The organism is Thiosocius teredinicola (assembly GCF_002009425.1).
Classification (GTDB): domain Bacteria; phylum Pseudomonadota; class Gammaproteobacteria; order Chromatiales; family Chromatiaceae; genus Thiosocius; species Thiosocius teredinicola.
The window spans coordinates 1,049,655-1,065,460 of record NZ_CP019936.1 but is presented as its reverse complement, the minus strand read 5'-3'; the positions used below and the strand labels follow the sequence as shown (position 1 = coordinate 1,065,460).

The window sequence follows — 15,806 nt, the reverse complement described above, 5'->3', positions numbered from 1 at the left end:
CGCATGAACAATACGCAAACCGGCTCCCTGCTGTCCCGTCTGGTCCTGAGCTTTCTGCTCTTCGCAGCCCCCCTGCCTTCGGCCTGGTCGCTCGATACCGAGCTACCCGAAAACATCGGCTCGCCGGATGTCACCGACCTGCCCGATCTCGGCAATTCGGCCGGCGCATTGATCACACCGAAACGCGAGCGCGATCTGGGCAAGGCCTTCATGCGCTCGGTGAGGCGGTCGGAAAAGGTCATGGAAGATCCGCTGCTGACCGACTACGTGCAGTCGCTCGGCCAGAAGCTGGTCAACAACAGCTCGGCCAAAGGCACGCCGTTTTCTTTCTTTCTGATTGATGACCCGCAGATCAACGCCTTCGCCGGCCCCGGGGGCTACATCGGTATCTATACCGGGCTGCTGCTGACCACCGAAACCGAGAGCGAACTGGCCGCGGTGCTGGCACACGAAATCGCCCACGTGACCCAACAACACCTGTTGCGCGCCTGGGAATCGACCAGCCAGATGAGCATCCCCAGCGCCGCCATCCTGCTCGCCGCGATCGTGCTCGGCGCGACCGTCGGCGGCGATGCCGCGGCGGCCGCGGCCGTCGGCGGGCAGGCTGCCTTGATTCAGAAACAGATCAACTTCACGCGCGCCAACGAGCAAGAGGCCGACCGCGTCGGCATCGACATCCTGGCCGAATCCGGCTATGAACCGCGTGCGATGCCGTCTTTCTTCTCGCGCATGGGTAAGGCCAACCGGGTGTATGCCAGCAAGCTGCCCGAGTTCCTGATGACCCACCCGGTCACCACGAACCGTACCGCCGATGCACTGGGACGCGCCGAACAGTACTCCTATAAACAGACGGCCGACGACCTGCGCTATCACCTTGCGCGGATCACGCTGCAGCAGCAGGCGATGCCGACTCCCCAGGAGGCAATTCAGGAATTTGAATCAATGCTCAAGGACGGCCGCTACCGCAGCGAAGCGGCCGTGCACTACGGGATCGCGCTCGCCCATCTGCGCGCCAAGCAGTTCGACGACGCGGCGGCCGCGCTCGATGAACTGATGAGATCCCATCCGAATACCATCGAATTTATCGTCAGCCGCTCAGAAGTGGATGCACGGCGCGGCAAGGGCGCCGATGCCCTGCGCCGCCTGAGCGCGGCCATCGACAAGCATCCGGGAAGCTACGCCCTGAACATCGCCTATGCAGAAACGGCCCTGGCCCAGGGTCAGCCCGCGAATGCCTCGCAAAAACTACAGGGTTTCCTGGATTTCCGTGACGAGGAACCGCGTGTCTATCAATTGTTGGCACGCGCCGCCGGTGACCAAGACAAACAGGCTTTGGGCCACCAGTATCTGTCAGAGTACTACTATTGGATCGGCGACCTCGAAAGCGCCATCCTGCAACTGGAAATTGCACTCAAACGTCCCGAACTGAACTTTTACGAATCGTCGAAACTCGAATCTAGACTGGCAGAGTTAAGGGCTGAGCAGGACGAAGAAGACCGCAAGCGAAGCGCAACGCCGTAGTTTATTCCATCAGTTTTTTTTTAGGGATTATTAGGCAGTTCGGGCGCTTGCTAAAGCAATACAATCCATTATGCTAGCCCCTCAGCCCTGATATGGGTTAACGATAGATTCCGGCAGGTGCGGCGATTGAGCAATCGATCGCAATGTAGATCGGAACGCATCACAACTACATTACAACGAATAACTCTCACCAGTATGAAGATAGTGATAGGAGGAAAGGCGATGCGGAAAACCGCAAGATTCGCGACAACGGCCGTCTCCCTGGCCGCCCTGGTTGCCGGCGCGAGCATGTTGCCGATGGCCGCAGCAGCGGCCGACGCCGCTACCGTCAAGATGGGCAAAGAGGTCGCTTACGACCGTAAAAAGGGTAACTGTCTCGCGTGCCACATGATGGACGACGGGGTCAGCCCCGGCGACATCGGCCCGCCCCTGATTGCCATGAAGGCGCGCTTCCCCGACCGTGCCAAGCTGCGCGCACAGATCTGGGATCCTACGGCCAACAACCCGAGCACGAGGATGCCGCCGTTCGGCAAGTACAAGGCATTGAGCGAAGCCGAGATTGACGCTGTCGTCGATTACCTCTACACCCTGTAAATCCCGACTGAAACACCATTCCGTACGTTAGGAGAATGTTGATGACCACGAATATCAAACGCCGAGTCTTTCTGAAAGGCTCATTGGCTGCGGGTACCGTCGGCGTGGCCGTTGGTGCCGGCCTGCTGACCCCCCAGGCAGTACTGGCTGCCTGGCCGAAACCGGCATTCGAAGCAAAGAGCGTTGACGACGCATTGAGCGCCGCCATGGGCAGCGCCTCGAACAGCGCCAGCGACTCGATCAAAATCAAAGCCCCCGACATCGCTGAGAACGGCGCCGTCGTTCCTGTATCGGTTGCTACCGATATGAGCGGCGTTGAGTCGATCGCCCTGCTGGCGGACGGCAACAACACCCCGCTGGTTGCGACCTTCAACCTCGGCGCCGGTGCGGTGCCCGATGTCGCTACCCGTATCAAGATGGGTAAAACCGGCGACGTAATCGCTGTTGTAAAAGCTGGCGGCAAACTGATGTCGGCACGCAAGAGCGTCAAAGTCACCATCGGCGGCTGCGGCGGTTGATCGGCCCACGGCTGAATCACCGAGCATCAGCGATAGATTTCGAGGTACATATTCATGGCTAAAAGCATCAAGATCCGCGCCAAAATCAAAGGCGACGAGACGACCGTCAAGTGTCTGATGACGCACCCGATGGAAACCGGTCTGCGCAAAGACAAGAAAACCGGCAAGGCAATCCCGGCTCACTTCATCAACGAAGTGGTTGCCGAGGCTGGCGGTAAAACAGTGATGACCGCCTACTGGAGTGGCGGCATTTCGAAGAACCCCTACCTGTCGTTCGCCTTCACCGGCGCCGCCAAAGGCGACGAAGTGAAGATCAGCTGGACTGACAACCAGGGTGGATCCGATTCGGAAACGGCACAGATCAAGTAATAACGGCGTTTTCGAAGAAAGCCCCGGCAATCGGGGCTTTTATCGGATATCCATCGGGGAGGAGATAACATAGATGAAAATGACATCACTGGCCTTGGCAGCGATCTGCGCCCTGAGCGCGTCGGTCGTCATGGCAGACAAAAAAGCAACTGAAACGTCACCGGCAGAAGATCTGAAGACTTACCGCGATTACTTCGCAAAGCGTTTTCCGGGCGTTCCGCTCAACGAGTTCGGCAATGGCGTATACGCCATCGACCGCGTATCTCGTGACAGCTGGGAAGCCATCGAGGAATTCCCGCCTTACGAACCGATGATCGAAGCCGGCGAAACCATGTGGAACACGCCTTTCGCCAACGGTAAAGGCTACGGCAGCTGCTTCAACAACGATCCTGCGCAACGCAAGAACTACCCGATGTGGGATGCCAAGCGCAAAATGGTCGTATCGATGGAGATGGCGATCAACGACTGTCGCGAGGCAAATGGCGAGAAACCGCTGAAGTACAACAAGGGTGCAATCGCCGATCTCGGCGCATTCATGGCGTACAAGTCACGCGGGCAGAAGATCAACGTCGAAGTACCGAACGACAAAGAGGCCCTCGCCGCCTACAACGATGGCAAGAGCTTCTACTTTGCACGTCGCGGTCAGCTCAACTTCTCGTGTGCACACTGCCACATGCAGAGCGCCGGTATGCACGTGCGTACCGACATCCTGAGCCCGGCACTGGGCCACACCTCAGGCTGGCCGGTTTACCGCTCGAAGTGGGGTGAGCTCGGCACGTTGCATCGTCGCTTCGGCGGCTGTAACGAGCAGGTGCGGGCGAAGAAGTTCAAGCCGCAAGGTAAAGAGTACCGCAACCTGGAATACTTCCTGTCTCACATGAGCAACGGCATCGAATTCAACGGTCCGTCGGCACGTAAGTAAGCACAGGGGTCTTCCGACCTGACGAAAAAAGCCCGGCATCGCCGGGCTTTTTTTGGTACCGCATACCCACTGCCATCGTCTATTGGCTTCCGGCAGTCGCTTCCTTGTCTTTTTCCGTGTCTTCTTCGACGTCATCGAACGCCCCCAGGTCGAACGGGTCCTCGCCGAACAGGTCATCGGCGTCGTCCTGCGCCACGATCTCTGAACTCTCCTCGACGAACACACTGTCGACGTCGGCAGTCGCTTCATCGGATGCCGATTCATCGGTCACCCCATCCGCACCGGCCGTCTCCAACAGGTCATCGATGTCGTCGGCGGTCACAGCTTTATCTGCATCTTCGTCATGCGCGCTGTCCGCTTCCGGCATTGCATCCAACAGGTCGGCTACCGCACTCAGATCGTCTTCACCCGCAGCCTCGTCGCCACCATCGGCCGGCTCTGCGGCTTCCTCCTCCAGCAAGTCAGCGACAGCACTGAGGTCGGTTTCGTCGGCCGGCGCCGTTGTCGCCTCGGCTTTTTCGGACGCTGCATCGGCAACTTCCTCGGGCATATCTTCCAGCAGGTCGGCTACCGCGCTGAGGTCGGTATCGTCGGCAGACGCCGTGGGTGCCGCAGCTTCGTCGGAAACCACCTCGTCAGCTACCTGCTCGGGCATGTCTTCCAACAAGTCGGCCACCGCACTCAGATCCGTCTCGGCTGCCGCCGCCTGATCACCGTCGGACGGTTGCGCCGCGTTATCAGGCTCGGGCTCGCCATCGATATCGGTCGCTTCAAACAGATCGTCTGCATCAGACGCCGACTCGTCGGCCGCCTCGAACAGATCATCGATATCGTCGGACGAGATATCTTCACCACCCACCTCGGCGACCGCGTCGTCGGCAAGCTGTTCTTCCGCTCCGACTGCATCCTCAGCGGCTGTGGCTGCCGACGCTTCCTCAGTACCTTCGCCTGGCGCTTCCACGGCTACGGCATCCGGCACCGGCTCGTCGCCGGCAACCTGGGCGCCGGCAAGCGCGGCGGCTGCGGCGGCCACTTCGGGCGGCGCCTCTGCCCCCTCCGGCCCGTTGGCGAACATGTGGGAATAGTCCTTGAGCATACGGCTCATGGTTTCCATGGTCATTCGCAGTTCGTCTGACAAACCGGCGTTCTCGGCGCGCAACGCCTCGAGCTCGCTATGGTTCTCGCCGCCCTCGCCCCCCGGGCCGCCCATTTCCTGGTACAAACCGACTACGGATATGACGTCGATATCGAACTGCGCGGCGGCTGCGGCGTCACGATTGCGATAGATCGCGGCGAACCGCTGCAGTAAGGAAAGCTCCGCACGCAACAGGTTGACCTTGGCGGCGGCCAGCATGTCGCCCTCGAACCCGACATTCTGCGAGAGATACTGCTCGATCGCCTCTCCGCGATCTTTGCGCGCGCCCTGCACGCGCTCGATCAAGGTCTTGATCGCTTTGGCATCGCGCCGTCTCGCCGCCTGTGTGCGAAACCAGAAAGCACCGAGCAATACGATCAGGATCAGGACTACTTCGGCCACCAGGGCGCCGATGATCATCCATGTCGTGCTGCTCATGCGGCGTCCTCCTTCGCGTCTTCGGCATCGGCGTTGCCGTCGTCGAGGTCGGCCAAGGCATCGATGTCGCCGTCATCCGCAGGAGCAGCGGCACGTCGTTTGCGCAGGAAGAACCAGACACCGCCGACGATCAGCAACAACAGGTTGACGCCACCGATAATCAAACCGATGGCCATCCAATCGGTATCCGATACCTCTTCAGGTTCGGGTTGCGGCTCGGCCGGCGCAGGCTCTTCGGTTTGCGCCGCTACCTCTTCGACCGGTTCCTGTTCGACCGGCGCCGGCTCCGCGGGCGGAGGCTCGACACCGGGCGCCATCAGCGGGCCCGAGGTGCGTTCGACCAGGTTGCCAAGGCGGCTTTGTCCCGACAATTGGACGTATGTCGGCAAGGCGCGGTCCGCGACCACCGCCTGCCAGCGGTCTTCGCCGCTGGACGACAAGGCGAGCGGTGTCTTGCTGCCGTCCGGTGCCTGTTGCCATGCAGTGACGGCGCTGTTGCCCTGCATCACCGCAGTCTGCAAGGCGACGTTCAGTTGCGCCGCACCATCTGCATCGACAACCTCGGCGGTCATCGGCGCGTGCACCTGCATACGAAAACGTTTTTCGCGCATGAAGGTCGGGCTATCGATCGCCACCACCAACTCGAGCTCTTCGCGCGGATCGGTTTCACCGAACTGCATCGAATAGCGACCGTCCTGCGCGTTTTCATCGCCGCTTTCACCGGTGTCATTGAGCGGCAGCGGCGAGGTCTCGCCGCCGGTATTGGCTGCGGCGTGTACCTGCAGCAGACGCAGGAAGGCCTGACGCGTCACCACCTTGCCGCGGTTGGACAGACTCGCTTCGATCGGCGTGGTCTCGCCGGCCGCGATGTGCGCCGGTATCTCCGACGTCTGCAGTTTGAGATCGGTAACCACCATAACGCGGTTGTCGGGGTCGACGTCCGCCTCGAGGCGCCACTCGCCTTTCTGCGGCGAGGCGATCGTAATCAGGTCATAGCCTTGATCGCGGAACCAGGCCACGCCCGCGGGCAGGTCACTGTCGGTGTACGACTCGCCATTCGGCGAATGCAGCACGGCCGGCTTGGCGTCGGGCTTGCTGAACAACAGCACGGTGGCCTCGCTGACGCTGCCGTCGACGACGAAGCGGTTGTCTTGCAGCGGTACTGCATCCGGTTTGCCGACCTGCTCGAACATGTGCAAGAACACACGCTGCAACTCGTCGGCATGCTCGACCTGCTGATACCAGCCACCGGTATCACCCGCCAACGCCTTCATCAGTTCGTGATCGGCGCGCTCGGACAGCGCGATCGTGTGCACCTTGACGCCGGCGGCTTTGAGTCGCGGCAGCAAAGTGTCGAGGATGCGTTCACGCGACGCCGTGCTCTCCTCGGCTTTCTTCGAAACATCGACCATGCCGTCGGTCAGCAGAACCAGGTGACGCGCGAACTTGTCGGGCTCGCCGCTCCAGTCGGCCGACGCCTTGTCGAGCACATCTTCGATGTTGGTGAACTGACCAGGCGACGAGATACGCTGAGAAAGCGCCTTGGTGCTTTTTTTCCACGCATCGTCGACATCGGCGACCGGCACCAGGTTGTTGGTCTGATGCGCGAAGGTCCATACCCCGGCACGTGTACCCGGCTGCAGCAGACCGCTCAGCATGCGCAGCGCCGGGCGACGCAGATTGTTCGGGTCGTTCTTTTTCATGCTGCCGGAGATATCGATCAGCACGCGGACATCCGCCTGCTGCGGCGGCGCGGCGAACCCAGGTGCGGCACAACAAAGCAGCACGGCAAGCAACAACAGCCGCCCGATGTATCGATTCGCCGGTGGAAAACGCATACCTTGCCCCTGGATACGAAATGAGTTCCTCCACCGGGTAACGGCAGGCTGAGGCCGCGCTTTAATGTTGAACGAGGGTTTCGGCCACGCTTATGTGCTTGAAATTCGTCGGCAAAAGCCGTCGTCAGCGGTTGTGCTGCTTGTACGGGCTGGACCGGCGTTGTCCGGGTATCTCGAAACGCCGGTAGGTCCATTGATACGCGGTCGGAAACTCGCGTGCGCAGCGCTCGACATCGCGGTTGAGCGCGGTTGCCGCGAGCTCGGCAGAGTCCGCGGCGATATCGGCGTCGCCGTCGAAGAAACTCACCCGGTAACGCCCGATCGTCGGGTCGAATACCGAGTAACAGAACATCACCGGCGAGCCGTGGCGTCGGGCCAGGCGACTGATCAAGGTCATCGTCATCGCCGGATGGCCGAAGAACGGCGCAATCACCCCCGAGGCACCCTCGGCTTTCGGCACCTGATCGGGCAGGATCACGATCGCCTCGCCGCGCTGCAAAGCGGCATGCAGCGCCTTTAGCCCCTGACGGTCGGTCGGCACCGGTTTGATCCCGGGCCGCGCGCGGCCCTTGCGCATGATGTCGTCCATGAACTGCGCCCGTGGCGGTCGGTATAGCGCCGTGGTCGACGTCACTCTCGCCAGCGGATAGGCCATCATTTCCCAGTTGCCGATATGCGGCAGGGCAAAGATCAGCCCCCTGCCCTTCGCCAACCGGGACTGCGCAGCCTGCGCGAAACCCTCGTCTTCGACCAGGGCGTACCAGTCGGTGCGGTCATCGGCCCAGATCTTGATCATCTCGGCCATGCTGCGCCCCGACTCGACGACGCTCTTGCGCGCATACTGTCGCTGTTCTTCCGCGGTGAGCTCGGGGAAACACAATGCGATATTGACGCGAGCGGTGCGCGCCTCGCGGGTGTCCAGTCGGTGCAGCAAACGCCCGATCGCAGCACCCAGGCTGCTGACCCAGGTAAGCGGCAAGCGGGCGATCAGGCGAATCAGGCCGCGCAGTAATCGGTCACGCATGATCGGCAATACCGACGATTGGATTTTCGTTGAGGACAAACACGGCTTATTGGTCTATAAAAACAACTTGGTTTTGTAGCGAGATCCAGCGATGAGCGAAAAGGACCCGTCCGAATTATCACCCAAACAGGCATTCCAGATGTTGCAGGATGACCCACGCGCCCTGCTGGTAGACATCCGCTCGACCATGGAATTCCTGTTCGTCGGGCACCCGAAGGGCGCAGTGCACGTCGCCTGGATCGACGAACCGGACTGGGACATCAATCCGCATTTCGTCCCCGAGATCCGCAAGCTGCTGCTCGGCGGCGCGGTGTGCGACCTCGACGAAGGCTGCGCCCCGGTGATCCTGATCTGTCGCAGCGGCAAGCGTTCAGCCGAAGCCGGACGCGCCCTGATCGGCGCAGGTCTGAAGAACGTCTTCCACATCGACGAAGGCTTCGAAGGCGAACTCGACGACAACCATCAGCGCGGCACAGTCGGTGGCTGGCGCTACCACGGACTGCCTTGGGAGCAATGCTGAAGCATGGTACGCTGACCGCATCGTTGGTCAGTTTGCCGCTACATGTCGACCGCTGTCACCCTGTGTGAACCCCACTACCTGCTTGCGCTGGGCGCAATCCTGGAACGCTACGGACTGCACGTAGAAAAGGTCGCAGACGGTCAATCCATTCCCGGTTCCTACTGGGGCGAATCTGAAGCCGGGCTGATCGGCAACCACCTGTTCGTACGCAACGACACCCCGCTCCACTCGGCGCTGCACGAGGCCTGCCACTACATCTGCATGGATGACGCACGGCGTGCCCAGTTGCATACCGATGCCGGCGGCGACGATCCCGAAGAGAACGCCGTGTGCTACCTGCAGGGACTGGTCGCCGACAAGCTGCCCGGCTATGACCGATCGCACCTGTTCGCCGACATGGACGCCTGGGGCTACAGCTTTCGCTTAGGCTCGGCCCAGGCGTGGTTCGAGCAGGATGCGAAAGACGCCCGGACTTGGTTGCAAACCCACCGTATCATTGATTCCACGCAGTGCCCGACGGGCCTGCTTCGTCGATAAAGAAACTACGGACCCTCCCCCATGATCAAGAAGTGTTTATTCCCTGCCGCCGGCTACGGCACCCGCTTTCTTCCCGCCACCAAGGCGATGCCGAAAGAGATGCTGCCGATCGTCAACAAGCCGCTGATCCAGTACGGCGTCGAAGAGGCGATGGAAGCCGGAATGACCAACATCGGTATGGTGACCGGTCGCGGCAAGCGCGCGCTCGAAGACCACTTCGACGTCAGCTATGAGCTCGAGCACCAGATCAGCGGCACGTCGAAAGAAAGTTACCTGGCCGACATCCGCAACATCATCGACAACTGCAGCTTTTCGTACACCCGTCAGACCGAAATGAAAGGCCTCGGCCACGCCATTCTGACCGGCGAGAACCTGATCGGTCGTGAACCTTTCGGCGTCATCCTCGCCGACGACTTGTGTGTCGGTGAGAACGACAGCGTTTTGATGCAGATGGCAAATATCTACGCCAAATACCGCTGCAGCATCGTCGCCATCGAAGAGGTGCCGCACGAAGAGGTTTACAAGTACGGTGTGATCGCCGGCTCCGAACTCGAAGACGGCGTTTACGTGGTCTCGGACATGGTGGAGAAACCCAGTCCCGAAGATGCACCGTCGAACCTCGCGATCATCGGTCGTTACATCCTGACACCCGACCTGTTCGATGTGATTCGCGATACCCCGCCCGGACGCAATGGTGAGATTCAGATCACCGATGCGCTACAGACGCAGGCGACCAAAAACATGGTGTTGGCCTATCGCTTCAAAGGCCAGCGTTTCGACTGCGGCAGCGTCGAAGGCTTCGTTAAAGCGACCAACTATTTCTACGAGCGCTGGAAAGAGAAAGAAGGCGCCTGATCGCCAAGCTGCATAGGCAGGTGTTCCCTCGCGCGGGGGAATGCCTGCCACGCTTGCCGTCCCTTCATCCCCCCGCCTTGCAACGCCGCCGTCGGCATACCCGCACCACTCGCCGTCTCAAGGGCGAAATAAGATCGACACAACGCGTTCAGCGCTCCGTCATGCTCACGACACACAGGGGAGTAATGCTAGCGAAAGCTGGCAGGGAAGCTGGCTGCGCAGAAATCAGCCGATTCTGCGTTCGCCTATAGACCGTTCTTGAGCCGGGACCGGAGGTCTCGGCTTTTTTTGTGCGGTCCCGGGATGGCCCGGGACCGACAAGCGATAGTCGGTTGCGCGGAGTAGACTGGCGGCTACCCCGAGCAACCTGTCGGTTCGATCAGAACAGGTCCAGATCGACCTCTACACGGCGGTTCGGGCGCAGGCAGGTGATAGCTTCCGAACCACGGACGCCTTCACAACCTACGACCGGCATCGATTCACCCTTACCGGAGATCTCGATGGCCTGCGGATCGATACCTTTGTTGTTGACCAGATAGTCGTTGACGGCGCTCGCGCGGCGCAGCGACAGATCAAGGTTGTACTCCTCGGTACCGATACGGTCGGCATGGCCAGTCAGACGAACCGTCTGGATCTTGCCTTTGCCTTGTGCATCGTTGACCAGGGTATCGATCGACGACATGGCCTCTTGGTCGAGGTCAGCGCTGTCGAAACCAAAGGTCACGGTAGCCTCAGTGGTGACTGCTGCCGGAGCAGGAGCCGGAGCCGGAGCCGGAGCAGCAGGTTCGGGTTCGGCGACCTCAGCCACTTTTCCATCGCAGCCCACGATGATGTCTTCTGGCGTCCACGAGCCAGTGCGCCAACATTCGCCGGCACTGTTGCGCCAAACCTCACCACTGGAATCGGTCCAGTAACCTGCCTGAACCTGCGATACCCCAAGCGCGGCGGCCATCAGTACAGCAAGACGAATAACCCGGATTCTCATTTCGACCTCCTCACAGATCGTAATACGGCTAAAAAATCAGCCAATTCAAACGCCTATTAGCATTCTAGATTGTTTCGACGAAATTTGGGATTGAGCCATCTCAATGAAATCAAGTCGACCAGCGCTGGAGCACAGTGTTGTGACAGCCTTCTCTAATATTGTGCACCCGCACGATCGCTTTCTACCACCAGATTTTTCGATACTTTTTGCCCACTTGAACCACGAACTGGCGGTCGCGATCCAAATTGGTGCAAAACATTGCGTCGAGAACCAAACTATAGGCAACAATGTTGGTCTCCATGGGGCAAGTCCCGCACGCCCGAACTGCGAACAGGTCGACAAGCCTGGCGGCGCTGGATCACGCCCCTTATCGTCGCGCGGTCGCATTGCCGATTCCCGGCAAGCTGAAGCCGGCCGAAGGTCGGCGGCGAAACGTCTTGCCGTTGAATACCTTACGATGTCGCCCAGCACCCATCCACGTCGCGACAGGGCAGCAGAATCTCCGCCGCACGCCCGCCCAGCGGCTTTCCAGCCCGCATTGCCGCCACTGCCCGGTCGCGCAGGCTTGTGGCAGCGGCAGCCCGCTGTACTGGGCAGTATCAGTGGCGTAGATTTTGCTGCGTTGCGATGATGTTTGCTACTGCGTCGACCTAATCGCCCATGAGCACCGCCGAACTGGATTTGCCGTTCCCCGACATCCCATCCGATCTGCCGGCCGAGCAACGCATCGTTGCGCGCCTGGCTTTTCTGTACGGTGACGAACGAGCGGCGGAGATAGACCGGCGGATACAGCGTCTGCTCAAGACCCATCGCCAGTTGCGTACACGCGTTGTGCAGGGGGAGTTCTGGTCGCAGCGCGACGTGGTCATGATCACCTACGGCGATTCGGTGCAATCGTCGACCCACCCCCCGCTGCAGACGCTGCACAATTTCATCTCGGACTACCTATCCGACGCGTTCAGCATGGTGCATATCCTGCCGTTCTTCCCATGGAGTTCCGATGACGGCTTCTCGGTAACCGACTTCCGCGCAGTGAAGCAGGACCTGGGAACCTGGCAGGACATCAAGCGCCTCTCGGAAGACATCGATGTGACGATGGACTTGGTGCTGAATCACTGTTCGCGCGAAAACCTGTGGTTCGTCGATTACATCTTCGGCGAAGAACCGGCGTGCAACTATTTCATCGAACTGGATCCATCGACCAACCTGTCGATGGTCACGCGACCGCGCAGTTCACCGGTACTGAGCGGTGTACGCACGCAGACCGGTATGCGCCACGTATGGACGACGTTCAGCAACGACCAGATCGATCTGAACTACGCCAATCCCGACGTGTTGATCGAGTTCATCGACATCCTGCTGTACTACATTCGACGCGGCGCCCGCATGATCCGTCTCGACGCCGTGGCCTACCTGTGGAAAGAGATCGGCACCAGCTGCATCCACCTGGCGCAGACCCACCAAGTGGTCAAACTGTTTCGCGATGTGCTTGAACTGGTCGAGCCGGCAGCCTTGATCATGACCGAGACCAACGTGCCGCACGCCGAAAACATCGCGTATTTCGGCGATGGCGACGAAGCGCACGTGATCTACCAGTTCAGCCTGCCGCCTTTGCTGCTGCATGCCTTGTTCAGCGGCAAGAGCAGTTACCTGAATGCCTGGGCCAAAGGCCTTGAGCAGTTCGGCCAACCGCCGAACTGTACCTATCTCAACTTCACCGCATCGCATGACGGGGTCGGCCTGCGTCCGCTCGAAGGCCTGGTACCCGCCGAAGAGGTGCAGTACATGCTCGAGGCGATGCGTGAGCGCGGCGGCTATATCTCGACCAAGTCAAACCAGGACGGTACGGAGAGTCCCTACGAGCTCAACATCAGTTACTTCGATGCCTTCCGCGATCCGGCCGGAGACAATCAGTGGCACATCCCGATGTTCATGGTGTCGCAGATCATCTCGCTGTCGTTCAAAGGTATCCCGGCGGTCTACATCCACTGCCTGACGGCGACGCCCAACGACAAGCTCGGCGTCGAACGCACCGGCATGACGCGCTCGGTCAACCGCCGCAAGTGGGATAAAGGCGAACTTGAGTTTCTCATCGGCAACGCCGAGTCGGAGACCGGCCAGGTATTCGCCCTCTATCGACGTCTGTTGCCGATCCGACGCGAGCAGCCGGCGTTTCATCCGGATGCCGAGCAGGTCATCTACATCGTCGACGAAGCGGTGTTCTGTTTCGAACGCATCGCCCTCGACGACAGTCAACGCATCCTGGTGATCGCCAATCTGTCGCCGCAAACAGTGAACATCAATGCCCATCTGCTACCGGACGACCTCGGTCAACGCGAAGACCTACTGGAACTGAACGTCCCGGTCATCAGCCAGGATGTGCTGCAACTGGAACCCTACGCCATCTTCTGGTTTAGTCAGCGTACTCCCTGAGCCCTGATCGACCACGACCGCACACAACCTCATGCGCGCCAGCGACACCATTATCTTCACCGACCTTGACGGCACCTTACTCGATCATCGCGATTACAGCTTCGACGCTGCCGGACCAGCGCTTGCCGAGGTCGAGCAACGCGCGATCCCGCTGATACTCGCCACCAGCAAGACCCTGGCCGAGGTCACCGAGATCAATCGCCAGCTCGGCAACCCACAACCGGTCATCGTCGAGAACGGCTGTGCCCTGTGCTTTCCGCTGAGTCGCAGCTACCCGTTCAAGATACGCACCCAGGAAACCATCAACGGGCACGCCGTGGTCCGCTGTTCAACACCCATCGATTCGATACGGCGATTCCTGAGAAACCAGCGCGCGCGATACGACTGGCAGATCGAAGGTTTCGGCGACATGAGCGTCGAGCAGGTTGTCGAGCACACCGGTCTTAGCCACGAGCAGGCGGAACTCGCCAAGCAACGCCTGTGCAGCGAGCCGTTTCTTTGGCACGACACGCCGGCCAACCTGGAAAACTTTCGCGCCCTGGCCGCCGACGATGGATTGCGCGTGACCCAGGGCGGTCGCTTTTGGCATCTGATGGGCAACAGCAGCAAGGCCAAGGCGCTCGATACCATGTGTCGGCTGTATACGCCGCATGACGCAACACCGCTCACCGTCATCGCCCTTGGCGACAGCGAGAACGATCGCGAAATGCTCGAGATGGCCGACATAGCCGTCGTCATCAAACGCCATGATGATACGCACCTGGATTGTCGCGGCAAAAAGCAGACGATCCGCACCGAACAACAGGGTCCGGCAGGATGGAATCAAGCCATCCTGCAACTACTTCGACAATAAACGGACAGCCAAAGGTCGACAAAGACGAGGACGTATTCGATGGACTTCTTCCAGAACGGAACCATTACCACCCTGCACAAACTCTGTGCCCGGCCGATCGAGGAGATGGAAGCCGAGCTCAAGGCATTCTCCGCCGACCGTCCGATGGCGTTGATCCTGCCGAGTCTGTATTCCGAGTTGCAGGGCCCTGCGTTGCCTCACATCGTCGAAGAACTCAAACACGCCACCTACATCTCCGAGATCATCGTCGGACTCGATCAGGCCGATGAAAGCCAGTTCGAGCACGCCAAGGAATTCTTCTCCGAACTGCCGCAGAACGTGCATATCCTGTGGAACGACGGCCCCTGGTTGCGCGATATCGACGCCGACCTGCAATCGCAGAACCTCGCACCGACGCAGGCCGGCAAAGGGCGCAACGCCTGGTATTGCATGGGCTATGCCTTGGCGCTCGATCATTGCGAAGCGATCGCATTGCACGATTGCGACATCACCACCTATGACCGCAGCCTGCCGGCTCGACTGTTCTACCCGGTCGCCAACCCGGCATTCAGTTTTGAATTCTGCAAGGGCTACTACTCGCGTGTACACAACGATCAGTTGAGTGGTCGCGCGACCCGGCTGTTCGTGACACCCTTGATCCGCGCACTGCGCAAGGTCGTCGGACAACTCGACTACCTCGACTTCATGGACAGTTTTCGCTATCCCTTATCCGGCGAATTCTCACTGAGCAGGGACTTCGTCAAGACGCTGCGCATCCCCAGCGACTGGGGCCTTGAAGTGGGTGTGCTTTCGGAGGTCTACCGTACCCTGGCGCGCAGCAGCGTATGCCAGGTCGATATCGCCGACCAGTACGACCACAAGCACCAGGACCTCTCCGAAGACGACGCCACCAAGGGCCTGACACGGATGAGCGTGGAGATCGCCAAGTCGCTGTACCGCAAGCTGGCGACCGAAGGCATTACGCTGTCGAGCGAGGACTTTCGCTCGATCAAGGCCGCGTACTATCGCATCGCACTCGATTCCACCGAGCAATATTTCTACGATGCACGCATCAACGGCCTGAAGTACGACCGCCACAAAGAGGAAGGCAGTATCGAGGTGTTCGCGCAAAGCGTCATGTCGGCCGGCGAGACCTTCCTGTCCAATCCGATGGAATCGCCGTTCATCCCCAACTGGAACCGGGTGCACGACGCATTCCCCGACATCTGCCAGCGCCTGTTACAGGCGGTGCGCGCCGATCGTTGACCGGCTGAGCCAAACGCAG

15 protein-coding genes are annotated in these 15,806 nt (G+C 60.1%); 11 read left to right on the top strand and 4 right to left on the bottom strand.

Annotated elements, in window-relative coordinates; genetic code table 11:
* Positions 1–3 precede the first annotated feature (3 nt).
* The 5 genes from B1781_RS05175 to soxA all read left to right on the top strand — a co-directional run bounded on the left by B1781_RS05175 (position 4) and on the right by soxA (position 3,924).
* Positions 4–1,521: a M48 family metalloprotease gene (locus B1781_RS05175; RefSeq protein WP_078118638.1), complete on the top strand. Its 1,518-nt coding sequence runs from the start codon at positions 4–6 to the stop codon at positions 1,519–1,521.
* Positions 1,522–1,743: 222 nt separating this feature from the next.
* Positions 1,744–2,115 (top strand): sulfur oxidation c-type cytochrome SoxX, encoded by a 372-nt coding sequence (gene soxX, locus B1781_RS05170; protein ID WP_078121931.1) that lies wholly within the window; start codon positions 1,744–1,746, stop codon positions 2,113–2,115.
* A 41-nt stretch (positions 2,116–2,156) separates the two neighbouring features.
* Positions 2,157–2,633 (top strand): thiosulfate oxidation carrier protein SoxY, encoded by a 477-nt coding sequence (gene soxY, locus B1781_RS05165; RefSeq protein ID WP_078121930.1) that lies wholly within the window; start codon positions 2,157–2,159, stop codon positions 2,631–2,633.
* Between the two features lie 54 nt (positions 2,634–2,687).
* Complete coding sequence (gene soxZ, locus B1781_RS05160) at positions 2,688–3,002, top strand: thiosulfate oxidation carrier complex protein SoxZ (protein ID WP_078118637.1); 315 nt, start codon at positions 2,688–2,690, stop codon at positions 3,000–3,002.
* 73 nt (positions 3,003–3,075) lie between these two features.
* Positions 3,076–3,924, top strand: coding sequence for a sulfur oxidation c-type cytochrome SoxA (gene soxA / locus B1781_RS05155; protein ID WP_078118636.1), 849 nt, complete (start codon positions 3,076–3,078; stop codon positions 3,922–3,924).
* Positions 3,925–4,003: 79 nt separating this feature from the next.
* Here the strand turns inward: soxA and B1781_RS05150 are convergent, their stop codons facing one another.
* From B1781_RS05150 to B1781_RS05140, 3 genes are all read right to left on the bottom strand, one after another.
* Complete coding sequence (locus B1781_RS05150; RefSeq protein ID WP_078118635.1) at positions 4,004–5,497, bottom strand: prolipoprotein diacylglyceryl transferase; 1,494 nt, start codon at positions 5,495–5,497, stop codon at positions 4,004–4,006.
* Entirely contained in the window at positions 5,494–7,335 is a 1,842-nt protein-coding gene (locus B1781_RS05145) for a VWA domain-containing protein (protein ID WP_078118634.1), read from the bottom strand. Before B1781_RS05145 ends, B1781_RS05150 begins: the two co-directional genes overlap by 4 nt.
* Before the next feature lie 124 nt (positions 7,336–7,459).
* Positions 7,460–8,359, bottom strand: coding sequence for a lysophospholipid acyltransferase family protein (locus B1781_RS05140; RefSeq protein ID WP_078118633.1), 900 nt, complete (start codon positions 8,357–8,359; stop codon positions 7,460–7,462).
* Between the two features lie 91 nt (positions 8,360–8,450).
* Between B1781_RS05140 and B1781_RS05135 the strand changes: the two genes are divergently transcribed.
* Genes B1781_RS05135 through galU form a run of 3 tightly spaced genes read left to right on the top strand, consistent with a single transcriptional unit; the run spans position 8,451 to position 10,271 of the window.
* On the top strand, positions 8,451–8,879 hold the full coding sequence (locus B1781_RS05135) for a rhodanese-like domain-containing protein (RefSeq protein ID WP_078118632.1): 429 nt from the start codon (positions 8,451–8,453) through the stop codon (positions 8,877–8,879).
* A gap of 42 nt (positions 8,880–8,921) precedes the next feature.
* Positions 8,922–9,416 carry a hypothetical protein gene (locus tag B1781_RS05130; protein WP_078118631.1) on the top strand — a complete coding sequence of 165 codons (495 nt, stop codon included), beginning with the start codon at positions 8,922–8,924 and terminating at the stop codon, positions 9,414–9,416.
* 21 nt (positions 9,417–9,437) lie between these two features.
* Complete coding sequence (gene galU / locus B1781_RS05125; RefSeq protein ID WP_078118630.1) at positions 9,438–10,271, top strand: UTP--glucose-1-phosphate uridylyltransferase GalU; 834 nt, start codon at positions 9,438–9,440, stop codon at positions 10,269–10,271.
* 379 nt (positions 10,272–10,650) lie between these two features.
* Here galU and B1781_RS05120 read toward each other — a convergent pair whose 3' ends face one another.
* On the bottom strand, positions 10,651–11,256 hold the full coding sequence (locus B1781_RS05120) for an OmpA family protein (RefSeq protein ID WP_078118629.1): 606 nt from the start codon (positions 11,254–11,256) through the stop codon (positions 10,651–10,653).
* 660 nt (positions 11,257–11,916) lie between these two features.
* Between B1781_RS05120 and B1781_RS05115 the strand changes: the two genes are divergently transcribed.
* From B1781_RS05115 to B1781_RS05105, 3 genes are read left to right on the top strand one after another with little or no spacing between them, the layout of a single operon-like run.
* Positions 11,917–13,689 (top strand): alpha-amylase family glycosyl hydrolase, encoded by a 1,773-nt coding sequence (locus tag B1781_RS05115; RefSeq protein ID WP_078118628.1) that lies wholly within the window; start codon positions 11,917–11,919, stop codon positions 13,687–13,689.
* A 31-nt stretch (positions 13,690–13,720) separates the two neighbouring features.
* Positions 13,721–14,542 carry an HAD-IIB family hydrolase gene (locus B1781_RS05110; RefSeq protein WP_078118627.1) on the top strand — a complete coding sequence of 274 codons (822 nt, stop codon included), beginning with the start codon at positions 13,721–13,723 and terminating at the stop codon, positions 14,540–14,542.
* Positions 14,543–14,581: 39 nt separating this feature from the next.
* Positions 14,582–15,787 (top strand): glycosyltransferase family protein, encoded by a 1,206-nt coding sequence (locus B1781_RS05105; RefSeq protein WP_078118626.1) that lies wholly within the window; start codon positions 14,582–14,584, stop codon positions 15,785–15,787.
* Positions 15,788–15,806: the final 19 nt, after the last annotated feature.